14 protein-coding genes are annotated in these 18,493 nt (G+C 46.6%); 6 read left to right on the top strand and 8 right to left on the bottom strand.

What is annotated here, in order from left to right; genetic code table 11:
* Positions 1 to 18: 18 nt before the first annotated feature.
* The gene (locus GWG06_RS28940; protein ID WP_160717986.1) at positions 19 to 2,394 is read right to left on the bottom strand and encodes a ribonucleoside-diphosphate reductase subunit alpha; all 2,376 of its coding nucleotides are present in this window, start codon (positions 2,392 to 2,394) and stop codon (positions 19 to 21) included.
* 150 nt (positions 2,395 to 2,544) lie between these two features.
* Positions 2,545 to 3,519 (bottom strand): ribonucleoside-diphosphate reductase small subunit, encoded by a 975-nt coding sequence (locus GWG06_RS28935; RefSeq protein ID WP_160717985.1) that lies wholly within the window; start codon positions 3,517 to 3,519, stop codon positions 2,545 to 2,547.
* 432 nt (positions 3,520 to 3,951) lie between these two features.
* Between GWG06_RS28935 and GWG06_RS28930 the strand changes: the two genes are divergently transcribed.
* Positions 3,952 to 4,593, top strand: a complete 642-nt coding sequence (locus tag GWG06_RS28930) for an ABC transporter ATP-binding protein (RefSeq protein ID WP_127037280.1) — start codon at positions 3,952 to 3,954, stop codon at positions 4,591 to 4,593.
* Between the two features lies 1 nt (position 4,594).
* On the top strand, positions 4,595 to 5,713 hold the full coding sequence (locus GWG06_RS28925) for a hypothetical protein (protein ID WP_160717984.1): 1,119 nt from the start codon (positions 4,595 to 4,597) through the stop codon (positions 5,711 to 5,713).
* Between the two features lie 22 nt (positions 5,714 to 5,735).
* Here the strand turns inward: GWG06_RS28925 and GWG06_RS28920 are convergent, their stop codons facing one another.
* Positions 5,736 to 6,920 carry a lanthionine synthetase LanC family protein gene (locus GWG06_RS28920; protein WP_160717983.1) on the bottom strand — a complete coding sequence of 395 codons (1,185 nt, stop codon included), beginning with the start codon at positions 6,918 to 6,920 and terminating at the stop codon, positions 5,736 to 5,738.
* Positions 6,921 to 7,479: 559 nt separating this feature from the next.
* Between GWG06_RS28920 and GWG06_RS30905 the strand changes: the two genes are divergently transcribed.
* The 3 genes from GWG06_RS30905 to GWG06_RS28910 all read left to right on the top strand — a co-directional run bounded on the left by GWG06_RS30905 (position 7,480) and on the right by GWG06_RS28910 (position 10,196).
* Positions 7,480 to 7,674 carry a class I lanthipeptide gene (locus tag GWG06_RS30905; RefSeq protein ID WP_202183151.1) on the top strand — a complete coding sequence of 65 codons (195 nt, stop codon included), beginning with the start codon at positions 7,480 to 7,482 and terminating at the stop codon, positions 7,672 to 7,674.
* Between the two features lie 672 nt (positions 7,675 to 8,346).
* Positions 8,347 to 9,441 (top strand): sensor histidine kinase, encoded by a 1,095-nt coding sequence (locus GWG06_RS28915; protein WP_160717982.1) that lies wholly within the window; start codon positions 8,347 to 8,349, stop codon positions 9,439 to 9,441.
* 17 nt (positions 9,442 to 9,458) lie between these two features.
* Complete coding sequence (locus tag GWG06_RS28910) at positions 9,459 to 10,196, top strand: LytR/AlgR family response regulator transcription factor (RefSeq protein WP_127037272.1); 738 nt, start codon at positions 9,459 to 9,461, stop codon at positions 10,194 to 10,196.
* A 209-nt stretch (positions 10,197 to 10,405) separates the two neighbouring features.
* Here the strand turns inward: GWG06_RS28910 and GWG06_RS28905 are convergent, their stop codons facing one another.
* The 5 genes from GWG06_RS28905 to GWG06_RS28885 form a co-directional block, all read right to left on the bottom strand.
* Positions 10,406 to 10,732: a hypothetical protein gene (locus GWG06_RS28905; RefSeq protein WP_160717981.1), complete on the bottom strand. Its 327-nt coding sequence runs from the start codon at positions 10,730 to 10,732 to the stop codon at positions 10,406 to 10,408.
* Positions 10,733 to 10,944: 212 nt separating this feature from the next.
* Positions 10,945 to 11,433 (bottom strand): hypothetical protein, encoded by a 489-nt coding sequence (locus GWG06_RS28900; RefSeq protein WP_160717979.1) that lies wholly within the window; start codon positions 11,431 to 11,433, stop codon positions 10,945 to 10,947.
* On the bottom strand, positions 11,434 to 15,546 hold the full coding sequence (locus tag GWG06_RS28895) for an RHS repeat-associated core domain-containing protein (RefSeq protein ID WP_160717977.1): 4,113 nt from the start codon (positions 15,544 to 15,546) through the stop codon (positions 11,434 to 11,436).
* A gap of 194 nt (positions 15,547 to 15,740) precedes the next feature.
* The gene (locus GWG06_RS28890) at positions 15,741 to 16,265 is read right to left on the bottom strand and encodes an SMI1/KNR4 family protein (protein ID WP_160717975.1); all 525 of its coding nucleotides are present in this window, start codon (positions 16,263 to 16,265) and stop codon (positions 15,741 to 15,743) included.
* Positions 16,266 to 16,426: 161 nt separating this feature from the next.
* Complete coding sequence (locus GWG06_RS28885) at positions 16,427 to 16,648, bottom strand: hypothetical protein (protein ID WP_160717973.1); 222 nt, start codon at positions 16,646 to 16,648, stop codon at positions 16,427 to 16,429.
* Between the two features lie 70 nt (positions 16,649 to 16,718).
* On the opposite strand from GWG06_RS28885, the gene GWG06_RS28880 reads away from it, so the two are divergent.
* The gene (locus GWG06_RS28880) at positions 16,719 to 18,482 is read left to right on the top strand and encodes an O-antigen ligase family protein (RefSeq protein ID WP_160717971.1); all 1,764 of its coding nucleotides are present in this window, start codon (positions 16,719 to 16,721) and stop codon (positions 18,480 to 18,482) included.
* The last annotated feature ends 11 nt before the right edge of the window (positions 18,483 to 18,493 follow it).

The following is an 18,493-nucleotide window of genomic DNA, read 5'->3' as shown; positions in this document are numbered from 1 at the left end:
AATTAACCCAGTTTTAAATTAAGCGCTGCAGGTTACGCAACCTTCTTCCATGGTGCAAACAGCTCCTACGGGAATATCGTCGATAGATACGTCGCCGCCGGCTGCAACTACAGGCTGGATCTGTTGTCCGCCCTGTTTTTCCACGGTGAACTGTACTGCCTGTGCAGCGGCCTGTGTACGCAGGTAGTACATACCTGTTTTCAGACCTTTCTTCCAGGCGTAGAAGTGCATGGAGGTGAGTTTGGCAGTAGTAGGGGTATCCACGAACAGGTTCAGTGACTGTGACTGGCAGATGAACGCGCCGCGGTCTGCCGCCATGTCGATGAGATTACGCTGTTTGATTTCCCATACTGTTTTATAGAGTTCCTTGATATTGGCAGGTATTTCTGCAATATGCTGGATGGAGCCGTTGGAAGCGATGATTTTTGTTTTCATCTCATTATCCCACAGGCCCAGGTCTACCAGGTCTTTCAGGAGATGTTTGTTAACTACCACAAATTCTCCGCTCAGTACACGGCGGGTGTATATGTTGGAAGTATATGGTTCAAAGCACTCGTTGTTACCCAGGATCTGTGAGGTGGATGCAGTAGGCATCGGCGCCAGCAGCAGGGAGTTACGGATACCATCCTTCACAACGGCTTTTTTCAGCGCATCCCAGTTCCAGCGGGAGGAAGGTGTTACGTTCCACATATCAAACTGGAGGATACCTTTTGAAGCAGGTGATCCGGGGAAGGTTTCGTAGTGTCCGTCTTTTTTGGCCAGGTCGTTGGAGGCGGTGAGGGAAGCGAAGTAGATGGTTTCAAATATTTCGCTGTTCAGTTTTTTCGCTTCATCGCTTTCAAACGGATAGCGCATCAGGATGAACGCATCCGCGAGGCCCTGTACTCCCAGTCCGATAGGGCGGTGACGCAGGTTGCTGCGTTCAGCTTCTTCTACCGGGTAGTAGTTATGGTCGATGATTTTGTTCAGGTTCAGGGTAGCCTGGTAGGTTACCTCATATAATTTCTGATGATCAAACTGGCCTTCGTTGACGAAACGTGGCAGCGCGAGGGAAGCCAGGTTACATACGGCTACTTCGTTTGCATCCGTGTATTCAATGATTTCGGTGCACAGGTTGGAGCTTTTGATGGTACCGAGGTTCTGCTGGTTGGATTTGCGGTTGGCAGAATCTTTATACAGCAGGTAAGGAGTACCGGTTTCAATCTGTGCGTCGAGGATGGCGAACCAGAGGTCCTGTGCCTTTACTGTTTTGCGGGCGCGGCCTTCCTGTTCGTATTTTTCGAACAGTTGCTCAAATTCTTCTCCCCAGCATTCGTGCAGTCCGGGTGCTTCGTGCGGGCAGAACAGGGACCAGTTGCCGTTGGCTTCCACGCGTTTCATGAACAGATCCGGCATCCAGAGGGCGTAGAAGAGGTCGCGGGCGCGCATTTCTTCTTTACCGTGGTTTTTGCGCAGGTCCAGGAATTCAAAGATGTCGGCATGCCATGGTTCCAGGTAGATGGCAAAAGCGCCTTTGCGTTTGCCGCCGCCCTGATCTACATAACGTGCGGTGTCGTTGAATACGCGCAGCATCGGGATGATACCGTTGGAGGTACCGTTGGTGCCGCTGATATAGGAGCCGGTAGCGCGGATGTTGTGGATGCTCAGACCAATACCACCTGCGCTCTGGGAAATTTTCGCGGTTTGTTTCAGGGTATCGTAGATACCTTCAATGCTGTCGTCCTGCATGGTGAGGAGGAAGCAGGAAGACATCTGCGGTTTCGGTGTGCCTGCGTTGAAGAGGGTAGGCGTGGCGTGTGTGAACCAGCGCTCGCTCATCAGGTTATACGTTTTGATGGCAGATTCGATATCTTCCTTGTGGATACCTACAGACACGCGCATGAACATGTGTTGCGGACGTTCTACCACTCTGCCGTCTGTTTTCAGCAGATAGGAGCGCTCCAGGGTTTTGAAGCCGAAGTAGTCGAATGCAAAGTCGCGGTCGTAGATGATGTTGGAATCCAGGATGTCTGCATTTTTCTCAATGATGTCCCATACTTCGTCAGACAGCAATGCTGCGTTCTTACCGGTTTTGGGATCAATGTAGTTATACAGTTTACGCATCGTTTTGGAGAACGACTTCTCTGTATTTTTATGCAGGTTGCTTACAGCTATGCGGGAGGCCAGCAGGGCGTAATCAGGATGTTTGGTGGTAAGGGAGGCTGCGGTTTCAGCGGCCAGGTTGTCCAGCTCTGAAGTCGTTACCCCGTCATATAATCCCTGTATTACCTTTTTGGCTACATCAATGGCGTCTACATATTCAGTATTGAAACCGTAACACAGTTTTTCAATACGGGCGGTGATTTTATCGAATTTTACCGCTTCTTTTCTGCCATCTCTCTTTATAACGTACATGGGAAGAGAATTTAGCTTCCGGCTGCCGGGGATGATCCGCCAGCCAGAGTAGGTTAGTAAATGGAAGTCAGCGGGTAGCTGATTTCCGGTTAGGTAATAAAAATAATCTGTTGTGGTGCTGCTATGGCTAAATCGCGTTAGCAGGCACGACTAGAAATCTTCTTCCAGGCTGAAGGTCTGTGAATCCTTGGTACCGCTCATAACGCCGGATTTCTGGTAATCACCCACACGTTTTTCGAAGAAGTTGGTCTTACCCTGCAGTGAAATCATTTCCATGAAGTCAAAAGGATTAGACGCGTTGAATATTTTGGAGTAGCCCAGTTCGCCCAGCCATCTGTCTGCCACAAACTCAATATACTGTGACATCAGGTCGGCGTTCATACCGATCAGGTTCACCGGTAAGGCTTCTGTGATAAATTCTTTTTCGTAGCTAACAGCATCACGGATGATGGTGTGTACCTGTTCTTCGCTCAGTTTGTTTTCCAGCATGCTGTAGAGCAGGCAGGCAAATTCGCAGTGCAGTCCTTCGTCGCGGCTGATCAGCTCATTGGAGAAGGTCAGGCCGGGCATCAGACCTCTTTTCTTCAGCCAGAAGATAGAGCAGAAGCTGCCGCTGAAGAAGATACCTTCTACTGCAGCAAAGGCTACCAGGCGCTCTGCAAAGCTGCCGTTCTCAATCCAGCGCAGTGCCCATTCCGCTTTTTTCTTCACGGCAGGTACCGTGTCAATAGCGTGGAACAGACGATCTTTCTCTGCCGGATCTTTTATATATGTATCAATCAGTAATGCGTATGTTTCAGAATGGATATTCTCCATCATGATCTGGAAACCATAGAAACAGCGGGCTTCCGGAATCTGTACTTCGCTCATGAAATTCACGGCCAGGTTCTCGTTCACAATGCCATCGCTGGCAGCAAAAAATGCAAGTACATGTGATATGAAGTGACGTTCACCATCGTTGAGGCCTGCCCAGTCTTTCAGATCGCTGCTTAAATCTATTTCTTCCGCTGTCCAGAAACTGGCTTCGTGTTTCTTATACTGCTCCCATATTTTAGGATATTTGATTGGCAATAACACAAAGCGGTCCTTGTTCTCTTTTAAAAGAATTTCATTCTCGTTACTCATATATAATATTTTTATTCGGGTACTGTCGCGGTTCTCGGTTTTTCGATTGGGGCCGGTATACTGAAAAAATTACATCTCTCTCCTTGCATTCACCCACCTGTTTTCCAGTTCTCGCTGATCCTAAAAATCCATACGTCCAGGATTACAAATGTAAGCACCCGGTTAGTTGAGAGAGAATCTAGTTTTCCACCCGCTGTGGAAAAAGAATGTGAACATTATTAAAAGATAGTGTGGTAGCATGTTTCACGCTATGTGCATTACTCATATAAACATTCTTTTTTGTGTGATAAAAAATGACAGTTTCATGGCTCCTTATATACACTTTTTTCTAATGAACCGCTAAATGCATGAACATCAACAGTAAAAAAGATTTTCTTAATTTAACCTTTATATATTCCATATTTTTTCATATTTGTGTCTCAATATTTACGTATGTCCGAAACGGTTATTGCGCTCCATGCGGTTACCAAAAGCTACCAGTCCGCGCCTGTTCTTGATATACCACGCCTGGAGCTGCCCGCCGGCATTTACTGGCTGCAGGGCGAAAACGGCGCCGGCAAAACCACCTGCATGAAAGTGATGGCCGGACTCATTCCCTTTAAAGGAGATATTATCCTGCAGGGCAACACCAGCTGCCGCCAGCACCCTGTGCAGTTCCGCCGCCTGATCAACTACGCGGAGGCAGAACCTTTCTACCCCGCCTTCCTCACCGGCCGCGACCTGCTGGAACTATACCTGGGTACCAAAGGAGGCGACCGCCGGCAGATTACCGACATCGCTGCTCATATGGGAATAAATGCTTTTGTGAATAACCCGGTGAGTACCTACTCCAGCGGTATGCTTAAAAAATTATCCCTGCTGCTGGCATTTACCGGCAACCCCGCCGTCATCCTCCTGGATGAGCCGCTCATCACCATCGATACGCGCACCCTGGCCATCATGTACGATCTTATACGTGCCCGCCACGCTGAAGGCGTTTCTTTCCTTATTACCTCGCATCAGCCACTGGACCCGGAAGAGATCACCCTCACGGGCACCCTGCGCATCGCGGATAAAAATATTACGCTCAATTAATATGCGTGCCACCACCGCCATCCTGCAAAAAATATTCACCCGGCAGTTTTATGTGCAGAACACCGGCTTCTTCCTGGTACTGTTCTACCTGCTTTTCGGCGTAGTCAACAGCAGCAGCCTGATTAGCTATCACTATTCCCTGATGCTGGGATTCCTCGGTAACAAAGGGTTTCTGCTGCTCGTACTTTTACTGTGGACTGCCTATCTGCTCAAATGCACCGGCTTTGTACTCAAGGTCATGCAAACCCAGGGCTACGAATTCCTGTACGCTACCATGGGCAGTATGGAGAAAAAAAAGAGAAGAAAAATATGGTTCCTCATTCACACCGGTATCTACATGCCGGTGCTGATATATGCCGCTATCGCCGCCAGTGTGGCGGTACAGAAAGGATGGATGCTCTCTGCCGGCATTGTAATAGTATTTAATGTAGCCATGTGCGTTTGGCCGTTGGCGTTATATGAAAGGAAGCTGGCTCAGCCGGATGTGCTGTTTTTCACCGGGCAGCTGCAACGCTGGATCAACCGGCATTTCACCAAACCGCCGGTGCTGTTTTTTTTATATGAACTGCTGACGCAGTTTCCCCGACGCCTTTTCAGCACAAAATTATTTTCTGCCGCGGTGCTGTGGATAACTTTCTACCTCATGCGCAGCGGCGAATACTTCGAATTACGGGGACTGGAAATAGGGGTTATGCTCTCCGTACTGCTGCATCTGCAGATTATATTACATCACCGCGCCTTTGATGATACCTGGCTTAACTTCATGGACAATCTGCCCATCAGCATGTTCCGTCATTACTCCCGCCTGATGGGGGTATACGCTATCCTGTATCTTCCTGAAATAATCATGATCGCTGTAAATGCCCGCACCCTGGCCACTGCCGCCGGACTGGTAATGGTATTCGCCCTGGCCTTTTCGCTGCTGGTACTATTCCGCTGCCTGTTATTTTACCCGAAGATTAATCCTGAAATACAGGTACGCTATGTGCTGTTGATCAGCTTTGTGGTGCTGTTCATGGTGCTGGGAAGGTATGAATGGCCCGCCATTATACTGCTGCAGATAGCTGCGGCTGTTATTTTCTTCCGCAAATACCGGTCGTATGAACCGTATATAGAATAATTAACACCTGAATATCCTGCAGCTATTGCAGCAGGAATATACCTGTCCAGGGTAACTCCTCACTGGAGATGAGGGATGAAAGCACCAGTACCGGTCCGGCGAGGCCTTCCAGTAAAGAACTTTCCCTGCCGGCAAAGCGCCCGGCATCCATATCCTCTGCCAGCAGCCTGGCGGTGGCAGTGCCCCAGTATTCCCTTGCGGTATTGTATTTATCCCATCCGGTATGCCTGTAAAGGGTGTGATAAAACTGTGCAAGCCCGGCAGTACCGTAACCGAAGTGGCTGTCAGTGCATAAGGTAGTATCAGTACTCTGCCGCATGATAGAGGTACTGCCGATCAGGTCAGCGAATTTTATCATATTCGGATCATGAAGCAGGTGGCCGGCTTTGTAGAACAGCAACGCTTCGTTAAGATCTCCGTAGCTCCAGGCAAGCCTGTTGGCGATAGCTGGCTGCTTTCCGTCCCGCGGCATAGTCAGGGGAAAAAAGGAATATTGATTATGCTGGAGATCTATCTGCAGCAGCTGGCCTTTAATAAACCGGATACCCTCCATTAAAAGAAATCTCACCTTATTTTCCGCTATACCCTTTTCCAGCAGATCACACAGAATGCAGAGAAATGCGCACTGACCATGCGACAGGCTGAAGTTGATCTCCTCTTTTTCTGCAGGATTGATGACGCTGTTCCTGAACCAGATACCCTGATCCGTAACGATGCGCCGCGCATATAATTTATGTATGATGTCTTCCAGATATTGCAAGATAACCGGATCAGGGAGGCGCTCCGTAAAATACCAGATAATACCGAAAGCTCCATGCAGATAATCCAGGTAATCCTTTTCTACCTCCTGCAATGCCACCTGATAGAGATATGCATCCAGCTCACCCAGCTCCTGGCAAAGATCAGTATCCAGGAACCCCTGTTTTTTCAGCAGGGTAACCGCGTAGGTCAGGCCACAGACACCATGGCTGAGAGAAGCGCCAGACAAGGTGGTTGATCCGCTGCTGAGACCGGAAAAAATTTCTTCCAGCAGCTGGTAAGCCCTGTCAGCAAACTCTTTGCGCTGATAAGCCAGAAACATGGAGTGATAATAGAGTACCATGCCTGTTTTCCCATTCAATAAAGAGTCATCTGACACCGGGCTGCTGATAATTGTTTCATGGGCTGTCCAGACTATAGTTTCAATATTTTCATCCAGCGTAATCATCTTCGCGTAATTTCGACAAACATAAAACAGCCGGATACCTCCGGGAAATATGATACACCGATTGACAGATTGTATGTATGGATGCGGTAAGGATGATCGGGGATGACTGTACTACGCATGCAGTGTCCTTTCAAAAATACCGGCAAAAAGGCAATGTATCCTGAAGAAACGCAAAACGGTACATTTCTTTTTCCCATATTACCCGTACTTGGTAATTTTATCATACAATTCAGAATTAACCCGCATCCCCTGACAAACTCAATTATTACCCATGAAAAAAAAGAACAGTACCTGTAAAAAATTATCGCTGAAAAAAGCAGTCGTTATCCAGCTTATCCCGAATGACGTGACTAAACCTGTCAGAACCGATACGACTGATCAAACCATCACGATACCCACCAGGCGCACCAATTTGGGGACGGATGAAACTACCTGTTCGTTTTAAAAGAATTTGCGCAATATTCGTGGAATGCCTGCGAAACTACGTACTACTGTATCGTGTTGATTTTTTATATACAAAACGTTCACCCGATTTCCTGATCCAATCAATCATTTACCCATGAAAAAGGAAAAAAGTACCCGCAAAAAATTATTGCTGAAAAAAACTATCGTTACTCATCTCAGCCGGCAGGATATGACTAAACTTTACGGAGGTGATTCAAGGAATGAGACAGCTGATCATACAACTTATTGCACACTTTCAGTGCCAACATTCAGACCTACGGAATATGTAGGAAATTCTTTGGTGATATAACCGTATCACGCGCCATAATTACCTGTTTATCCCTTACCATTCAGTTATTTACCTTTGAAGAAACAAAGAGTACCAGAAAAACTATCCCTGAAAAATGAAGCAGTTATCCAGCTCAACCCACATGCCATGATTGAAACTGATGGTGCCGGCGGAAAGAAAACCGGGTCAGACTGTACCCTGTAGCCTCTGCTAGCGCGCAGTTCCTGTGATTTTACCATGGAGTATTCATGCCAATACCTTTTACAGAAATGTAAAAGATATTGGCATTACTATGATAATACAGACAAAATGCTAATCCGTCCTGAATAATACTAAAACGATACATTTTTTTTCCCGCCGGCATTATTTCCCCTTATTTTTATTATATTATCGGAGTATTTCTTTACTTATTCAGTTGCCAACACCCTCTATCTATGTTGCCCATGAAACAAAAGTATCGCACCATCAGAAAATTATCATTGGAAAAAGAGATAATTGTACATGCTGCCCTAACCGTTATAAATAAAATCCGTGATGGTGACAGGGCGCCTGATGACCGGGAATCTTCCTGTTACCTGTCTGAAAGGCGCAGTACTAAGTCCGCAATTATTCTATCATGCAATATGGCGAAATAGCTTCTGCCGGTAATGTCAGGGAATTACCGGAGATGAAGTGAAAATATCCGATTAAATTATGAGGAAGGAAACAACCAGCGTCAGATATAAATTCTGGATACACCTGATCATATGGTTGCTGTATGCATCTGTGTGTATCTTCGTATATATTGTTCAGGCAGGGTATCCTGAGGTGATACTTGTTGAAAACGTACAGATATTTCTGATCTGCGCAGTTTTTTTTTATTCAAACGCAGATTTTCTGTTACCCGTTTTTTTTGAAAGGAAAAAGTACTTTTCCTATGCATGCTGGCTGTTGGTATCCCTGGCATTGAATAATATCATCCACTACCTGGTTTTAGCGGTAATAGACGGGTATTGGCTGGGGACTAAAGCATCTGCCAGAAAGTTCACTCCCTTTGAACAATCTATAGGTTCCACCTGGTGGTGGTTTCAATCTATCCTACTGTCATTCGGATATTGGTTTGCGCGGTTGTCTATTAAACGAAAAGAAGAAGTCCAGACCATCCGCATTGAAATGGCGAAGAAGGAAGTAGAACAGCTGAAGCTGGTGCAGGATAAGCTGGAGCTGGAGAATGAAGTGCTGAGAACGCAGATAAACCCGCATTTCCTGTTTAATACATTAGGCTACTTTTACAATAAAGTAGAAGATACCCATCCTGAAGTGGCGGAAGGTATCGTAGCGCTGACGCATATCATGCGATCGTCTCTCCGCAAGGTAGATAACGACGGATTTGTCTCTCTGGAAGAAGAGGTGGATAATATCGACTACCTGATCAGTATCTATAAAATGCGATACAGCAATAACGTATACATCAGTTTTGAAAAACAGGTAAACTACCCGCACCTCCGGATTGTACCGCATACCTTGATTACCCTGCTGGAAAATGCCTTTAAGCATGGCGATATGCATGATCCCGCGCATCCGCTGACTGTCAGGCTGGAAGCGGATACTACGTATATCTCCTTTTTCATTCATAACAAGAAGAGATTCGGCCCGAAGGAAATATCCAACGGAATCGGACTGGCCTATGTAGCCAAACACCTGCAGAAGGTATATCCTGACAGGCATATCCTGCAGATTGATAACAAGGAATTTTTCTATACACTGAACCTGAAAATAACAGGTGAATCTGCTGTGACACTGCAATAGATTGTAAAATCCGGTTTATGATAAACTGCTATATAATTGACGATGAACAACACTCTGTAGAAATTCTGGAGAAATATGTAAACCAGACGCCCTTTCTGAAACTGGCCGGCAGTTCTACCAATGCCCTGGAAGCGCTGAAGTATATCAGCACCAACCGGATCGATCTGGTTTTTCTGGATATTCATATGCCGGAAATCTCAGGTATTGATCTCTTAAAGATTATAAACGACCAGGTGAAGGTTATTCTGACTACAGCCTACAGTGAATATGCGCTGGAAGGGTTTGAACATGATGTTGTTGATTACCTGCTGAAACCTGTTACCTATCAGCGTTTCCTGAAAGCGTCGCAGAAAGCCCTGAATCTGTTTCAGGCCCTTTTTATGCAACGTATGGACGTTGACATCAGTAAACAGACCGACCAACCCTATCTTTTTGTAAAGACAGAGCATAAAGGCAAGCAGATAAAAATAAATTTTGAAGACATTGATTATATTGAAGGAATCAAGAATTATGTGGCTTTTCACTGTGGCAACGATAAAACACTTGCGCTCATGAATATGAAAGACCTGGAAAATATTTTGCCTAAATCACAGTTTGCCCGTGTACATAATTCTTTTATCATTTCACTGAATAAGATCGTTTCGGTGGAAGGTAACCAGGTAATCATAAAGAAGAAAGATCAGGCGCAGCATTACATTCCCATCGGCATCACTTTCAAGACTGCTTTTTTTGAACTGATACGCCTGAAGAAATAAATTATTTTGCAATATCAAACCAGGATTCTCTGCTGTTGCACAGCGACGGAGGGAATCCTGGCTGGCGTTTTTTCTCTACAGCGGAACAACGCTGTTTATCATGGGTTCATGATGTCTGAAGGAATATGCTAAAGTCCTGGCTGCACCCAGGACTTTTCGCGTTGAAGGGGCGGAAGGAAAGATCTTTATCAAAATAGCGTCAGCCTGGCTTAATGGCACACGATGCCGCCTGACTGGCTATGCTTACCGGCATACCATTGGCTCTCCGAAAATTCAATGCTGATAGTGTTAATCTGGTAATAGTAATTGCTGTAGGGAGCGCCTGGGGAGCAGGTGAATCTGGTAATAGTACAGGAATTTGTGGCTGATGTTGCAAATGGCATAGGAGTCTTACTGAGTGAAGCTGTAACCCTGGTCAGGTTACCACTTTTTTCCTGTACAGGAAGCACAGCAAGAAACAATAAGCTGATGAGCGTGGTGACGTGTATTTTATTTTCATTTGTTTTTATCTTGATGACACAAACGTACATTAACACATACAGCAGATAAAAAATACTACATCGATGTACATTTGCTGTGTACGGATTGTTGGATTAACAATATTTTCATTACAGGAAGGAAATGTTGCCGGGGAAATATAGCAGTGGGGGAGATGGTAATTACGCATGAGAAGCGAAGATTTAAGTTCTTTATCCGCTTAAATCTTCGCTTCTCATGCGTAATTCATCATTCGTAATTCGTAATTAATTCACTCCTTATAGTCTTCGTAAATCTCACGTATATCCTCGTTGCTGCTATTCCTGCAATACGTGTCTATAAAGTGCGTCAGTGCTGTATGCAGGTCTGATTTATAATACAGCTGTGCTATATTTTTGTAGATGAAATCATTATCCGGATTGGCTGACAGCCAGGGTTGTACCAGATCAGGCAAAATAGTCTTCAGATAGCCGCTATCCATTTCGATGATGATATTTCTTGCCAGCGGCACAAAGGTTTCTTTTCCATCCAGTGCGATGGCTACCAGCTCTGTCATCACTTTTTCTTTAATGTCATCTCCCAGCAGTGCCAGCAGGTCCAGCGTATATTCTATGGTATTGGGTGTGCTGGTAAGCCCACGTTGTATATCGTAAAGAATGGTTTCCCGGTTGCTTTTGAAGTAGGCTGCACGGGTACGGATATACGTAGCTTCTGCTTCGCGCAGCGCTTCCCAGTCTGCTGAAAAGTTAGTTGTTTCCAATTAATCACATTTTGGTTTGAAGTTACCTTTTTTATCAATCTTTCCGATATGTTGCGACTCCAGTTCCCCTACTTTGGCCGAGAATTCATCAAAGCTCATATCGCGGGTAGGATAGATGGTATGATGACCTTTGGCGCGCGGCCCGCCTACATCTTTTCCGTCTGCCTTGATGGCAAGTCCTTCCGGCAGGGCCGATTCTGCAGGTACTTTATGTACCTGTGTATCGCTGAGGACCTTACTGGTATTTTCTACGGTATCAAAGCTGGATTTGCCTTCCGGCCATTCTACGTCGGCCTGTGATTTTACCATGCCGTGTTCATCAACCGGAATATCCTTGCCGGGCCGCGGCGAAGCCGGCTTAGTGGCGTTGCCGCTGATGATAAGATCTTTTCCTACGGTGCCTTCCAGGCCGAATACATCTACTTTGGTGCAGCTATCGCTGACATAGCCGTACAAGCGTCTTCCCCCGAACAGGCGGGTGGGGTCCTGACTGATGTACATGCCTTCTTCCGGACTGTAATACCGGTAGCGGTTGTAATACAAGCCTGTTTCGATATCTTCATATTGTCCCTGATAGCGGAAGGGAATGAAATCCTTGCGCCCTTCCAGCTGGCGTACGTTACCGTAAATATCCAGCGTGGCGCTCCAGGCGGGTTGTCCTTTTTCGTCTATGGCCAGCGATGGGGTGCCCAGGTGATCATTGATGACGGAATAGTATCCGCTTTGATCCAGTCTGGCAGCAAGACAAAAGGTGCCGGCTTCAAATACCCAGGTGGTCAGCGTTTCAGGAGGAACGGGTTCCGGGTGGCTGCGGCTGATGGCTCCATATTCATCAACAATAAGGCGGGGTCTTTCCTGTTCCGCATATTCCCATTCATGCAGGGGGGTGCTGCCATTCCAGAGGAAGCGCTTCAGCCGTCCGTTGAAAACCTTTTCGGTTCTGCGTCCCAGGGCATCGTAGCGGAAGCTGACGATTTTCTGATCCGGCCGCCGCACTTGCTTCAGCAGGCCATTGTCGAACCATTCATATTCCCAGCTGGCAACGGTGGCGTTGCCGGTAATAATTTTCCTGGTCATATTCCCGGCTGCATCATAATGGTAGCGGGCTTTGTCTGAAGCTACCAACCGGCCGCCAGCCGTATATTCCCTGTCTTTGCGGGTGGGTGTTTTATAAAGATTCCCGGCCTTGTCCGGCAGGCGGTAGTCATACTGTCCATCTTCATACAGCGCCCATGCGAGATTGCCGAATTCGTCATGCCCAAATTTTGTAGTACCTCCGGTAATGCCGTTGATAATCTGTTTCAGCTGCTGGCTGCCATTCCAGTGATACCGGGAGTGGTAACATGTTTTACTTCCTGCGGTCACCTCATGCGCATCCGGTGTGCCGTGGGCAGATGAGCCGGGGTGATAGGTCCAGCGGCTTTTTACGCCGCCGGGCAGGGAGCGTTCAATTTCCAGCCCCAGCAGGTTGCGCTGTATCTGTGTATTCCATGCGCCTGCGGAGATGCTGTCAATATTGCCGCGGTTATTCCACCGCGTGTGTATATCTGCGCCCAGGCTGCTTTTTACCGTTTTCCCCGCTGCGGTGTAAATGATTTGTACTTCATGTTCATCCTGTATTTCCCTGATGACGCGGCCGGCTTTATCGCGTTCAAACTTTACGGAGCTGAAAGGATTGGCGGCTTCTGTAACAGCGCCGTTACGGTCACGGATATACGATTCCCAGCTGCCGTCGCTGTAGGTAACACGTGTAAGCTGACCGTTGGCATTGTATTCATATTCATTCCATTTGCCGCCGGGGCGGTGTACTTTGGTCACCTTACCGGCGCTGTCTCTTTCAAAGTGGCGGGTAATGCCATCGAAACCTGTTTCACTGACAATATCGCCGGCAGCGTTGCGGGTAAACCGGTAACTCTCGCCATGTTCATTGACCACGCTGCTCAGCTGTTCATCACGGTTGTACACGAAATGTAGCCTGGCGCCTTTTTCTTCGCGTTGTTTCAGGCTGCCCATGGCGGTGTAGGTGTACTTTACTTCCTGCTGCTGGTTATTGATCTGTATAATGTTGTTATAGGCATTATACTGCAGGCGTACTTCGTTACCGTTGGCCTGTTTAACGGATATCAGCCTGCCCAGGGTATCGTAATGAAATTCCTGTGCTTCCTGTATGGGGTTTACCAGGCGTGTACAATGTCCCCAGGCATCGTATTGCCATTGGGATACAGCGCCGTCCGGCAGCCGCACGGCGGTTAAATTATGATCGTCATCATAGGTGAAGACAGTCGCGTTTTCCTTTTCATCTTCTATTTGTTTCAGCCGCTTGTTTTCATCATAACGGAAAATTCGGATGCTGCCATCTGTTTCCGTGATGGTGTGCATCAGGCCCTGCAGTGCGGGGTCCTTGTAGTAGATGAAGGAGCGGCTGTTGCCGGCAGCGTCGGCAGCGAGTATTACCTGACCATTTTCATTATATACGGAGCGCCGTTCTGAGCCGTCGGGATATACTACGGACGTGATATTTCCCTTTTCATCGTAGGTATACCCGGTGCTGTCGCCTTCCGGATCTGTTACCCGGTATAGTTCCATGGCGTCTGTATAGGTAAAGCATACATCGTTGCCCATGGGATCTTTGATCTTTGATACCACGAAGCCGGGGGTATAATAATATGTGGTGGTATGCCCCTGACTGTTGGTGATGCGGTTGAAACCTTCGCGGGGATGATATTCCAGGAAGCCTTCCATGATGCCGCCATCGCCATACGTATGTATGCAGCGCTGCTGTGCGTCGTATTCCCAGTGGAAGGAGATGCCGTTACGGTCTGTCTTCTTCGTCATGAGGTGGTTACGGTAATGGATATACGTAGTTTGCTGCAGCGCATCTGTTATTTCCGTAAGGTCGCCGTTTTCGTTATAGGCATAACTTACCAGCAGCCGCTCTTCGCCGTGATGTCTGGCAATAACCTCGCTGATACGGCCTTTTTCATCACTGCTGATCAGCAGGTGCCTGCCAACGCTGTCTGTCACCCGGAGCAGGTGCCCGCCGCCATTATAATGAAAGCTGATGATATCGTCCGTTTCGCTGGTGATACTGATCAGCCGGTATTGTTTGTCTGCCGGGTGCAGCTTATTGAAGTGATAATTTCTTCTTTCTTCATAATCAAACAGCGTATACGTTTCGGTGTCTGTCCTGGTCAGCAGTAATTTCTCATGCCGGTGATAATTGCTGTTACCGGGATACGGCAGCAGCTCAAATACTGCCGTGCGGCCATCTCCCAGCAGTACGGCGGTAGCGTCTTCTGCAGGGAGTTCTGCTATGCGCATATCATAGCAGAGGTGATTACCATGCCCCAGCAGTCCTTCAAACGGGCTGTCACTGTTCCAGGAGCGTTCCCATTTTAAAGGAACAGGGCCCGGCAGCTCAAAGTCAACACCATCATAGATCACGATACCCTGTATGAGGTCTACCGGCTCAAACCCTTTCTTGCAGAGGGCTTTGCTGAGTTTATTACTTCCTATTTTATTTTTGAGGGATTTATTGAATTTGGTGAGCGCCTTTTTCCCCAGTTTTCCCAGTCCTTTCATGGCCGCCCCGAATCCAAAAGACATGATCAGATTCAGCAGGACTCCTGACCAGTCTGGTACAAATGGTCCGCCCACCATCACCGGCTTGCCAAAGGAAAGCGGGATAGAGTAGGAAGTAGGCAGATACAGACTGGGAATAGGAATGAACTTCTTTCCGGGAGATAACGACAACGGCATACCAATATCATTACAGGTCATCAGCATATGACCCGAAGGACTCATGAGGTTGCCTTCCACCATCACCTTTTTGCTGCCATAGAAATTCACTGACTCATGCCCGATCATGGGAGCCATCAGGAAAGGCCCTCCCATCGGGATGTGGAAGAGGAATACGAGTTTTCCGCTGGTGTCGCTTTTCCCTCTGGGAACATGGTTTACCTTTGTTGTAGCGCCCATAAATGGCACATAATCCATCGGATCAATCACCAGGCCAATGTATGGATGTGGCAGCGGTACCGGAAACCCGAACAGAATGACAAAATGTATATCCAGTCCTATGACCGGAATAAAATGTTTATTGCTGACTAGCATAATATATAGATATGGTTTGGGCTAATCCGGGTATTAACAATGATAAATCAGGGTATGAAAATAGGAAATTATCGGGGATTTTATCATTTTATCATTTGAGATTCCGTAACACAATCCACATCCGCACTGATCTGATATATTCAGCAATACAGACTGACTGGTAACAACATCTCAAATGATAAAACTTCAAATGTTTACCATATCAGTTCTTTAAATCCCTGAAATGAAGCCTCCAGTGGTTTTTGGTAGAATTTTAATACTGACTTGAAGGTAGCTTCTCCGGAAACATTTTTTATAAATGTTGTTAATGAATTACCTGCCGGCCGGATGCCTGTGGAGAAATCTGTGAAATAAACAGGAAATTCTCCATGAGGCTGCGGATGTCTGATATCCCAGAACAAAAACTCTCCGTTTTCACTTCTGGCAAAGGGGATGGCATTGGCAATCAGGTCTGTTCCTCCTTCCGCTTCGCGGATAGCAAACAGCGGAGGATCCAGATAGTAATCAAACAAGCCCTTCATTTTTTTGTATTGTACCACCCAGGAATCGGGATGATCCCCCATCGGAATATAGATAAGAAACAGGTCACATAGTCTTCCGTATCCCAGTTCATTGCAGAAAGCCGTATAGGAAGGGGGGAAGGGGTAACCGTTCTCAAAGCGGAAGGTGTCGAGGAAATCCTGATCTCCGAATATCTTTGGTTCTTGAGTTATTGTCACAATATCGTTGTACATAAAATTTTATATTTAATGGCAGCCGCAGGCGACATGATTTTGATATATTCCGTTTGGTATGGTTTCATCCACGATGACGTCTGCATCCTGATCAATGGCATACATAGTCACATTATCCGGTAACAGGTTATCTGAATAGTTGGCTATCACTTCCACGTAAACGGTATTATCTGTACCCTCACGTATGCTGTAATGGCATCTTCCATACGTCTCATACCGGTATGATTGGAACCACCGGTTAAAGTTACAGGATTATCCGCTATGTCGTTACTGCCACCATGATTGGCTATCGGCGGAGTATATGCGAAAAGGAAAAGGGTATTAATATGCAGATACCATATCCGGAAGAATGTGCCTGTAGTTATCATGTGCGTTTTTTTTTCTGACTTTTATCCTATAACTTATAGCATTTCCGGGTATCCCTAATTCTCAGTAGCAATGAAGCTCCCAGTATCCAATGACGCCTTTGGCTTTTCGGGCCGTACGCTTTACTATATTATTGCATTAACAATTATTTTACTGCTGGCGTGTACCGAAAATGTATTTATCAGTGGCTGGAATGCAATACCACGCACCTATTTCTTTTTTGCTGCATCCATTCTTTTTTTTACGGAGTATTTTCTGCAGGAGGTAGTAGTAATCAACCTGAAACTTAATCTGATTGATCTGTTGGTGACAGCTGCCTTTTTTTTATGTGTGTCTGCTGCTTCGCTTACATTACTTCATTCCGCATTTTATATCAGAGATGGGATATTAACCACTCTCTCCATCCTTTTTTTATATTTTCCATTGCGGCATCTGCAGCAGCAATCTCCATTCGTTCTTCCACTTGTCATAGTACTGATTGTTTTTATTGAGCTGGCTGTCGGTTGCTGGCAACTGAGTTATCTGGTAGGTGGCAGAGGGGCATCTGTACAGCGGGTAAACGGTACTTTTCTTAATACGGGTATTTTTGCCATGTTTCTGAGTTGCTGCTCACCGGTATTGCTGTATATCGCCGGCCAAGCAGTGAATACACCCAGGTTACTAAGGTTGGCCTGTTATACAGCATTGTTTTTAACAGCCGTATTTGCCATAATACTGAAAAGCAGGACAGCTGTTCTTGTACTTATCTTCCTGGCCGGCCTGACCGGACGTGAACGGTTGCAGCTGTCAGCAGTAAAAAAATGGCTGATAGTAGCGGGTTTTGTAGCAGTGCTGGTCGTGATGTTTGTGGTGAAGTATGATTCCGCTGCCGGGCGTTTGTTTATCTGGCAGAATGCATGGCAGTTGTTTGTCAGCAAACCTTTCCTGGGCTGGGGAATTGGCGGTTTCGAGAAAAATTACCTGTTGGAGCAGGCGCGTTATTTCAGGGAAAGCGCAGCTATTCATGAGCCGTACAGGCAGCTGGCAGGAAATGTTTCTACTGCTTTCAACGAGTATATTGAATTGCTGGTCAACTTCGGACTGGCAGGTTTTACTTTACTTGCGGTGGTACTCGCCGGTATATTTCATCTGCTGAAGCGTTCTTTTTCCTTTGCAGGAAGTATGCTGATAGCCATCCTGCTGACAGCATTATTTTATTACACCTTTCACATCACCATCTTTTTAATCCTGTTACTGTTCAGCGTCACGGTTATTTCCGCCGAAGCGCCTGTTATTATTCAGTTTAAAGCATTTCCGGCCGCGTTGAAAAAAGCATTCCCGGTACTTATACTGGGTAGTTGCCTGGGGCTCTTTTTCTATACGGCACAACAATATATTGCGTGTAATACCTGGCTGAAGGCAGTCAGTACTGCATCCGCTGACAAGAAAAAGGGGCTGCAGCTTTACCGGCAAACCTATCCTTCCCTGAAACACCGGAGTGCCTTTTTGTATAACTACGGGGCGCAGTTGTATGAGCTGGGAGAGTATGATAGCAGTATCCGCATATTCACGCAGGCCGGGGAACTAATGACAAATACAGACCTATCCATGTATCTGGGCAAAGCATATCAGGCAGCCGGACAATTTGAACCAGCAGAAAAATCCTTCCTCGATGCAGCATATATGGTCCCTTCAAAATTTAACCCGCCCTATTTCCTGGTCCTGTTATACCTCGGGAATAACAGGAAGGAGAAAGCTGTGACTGTTGCCGGAAAAATTCTGGATATCCCTGTGAAAGTGCCTTCCGCTGAAATTGACTCTATTAGGGCAAGAATGCTGCGGCTGACCACAAAATAGTTTCATCATTT

Origin of the sequence: Chitinophaga solisilvae (genome assembly GCF_009928525.1) — a bacterium.
In the GTDB taxonomy this organism is placed as follows: domain Bacteria; phylum Bacteroidota; class Bacteroidia; order Chitinophagales; family Chitinophagaceae; genus Chitinophaga; species Chitinophaga solisilvae.
The sequence above is the reverse complement of the archived record's forward strand: the minus strand, read 5'-3'. Positions and strand labels throughout refer to the sequence as shown.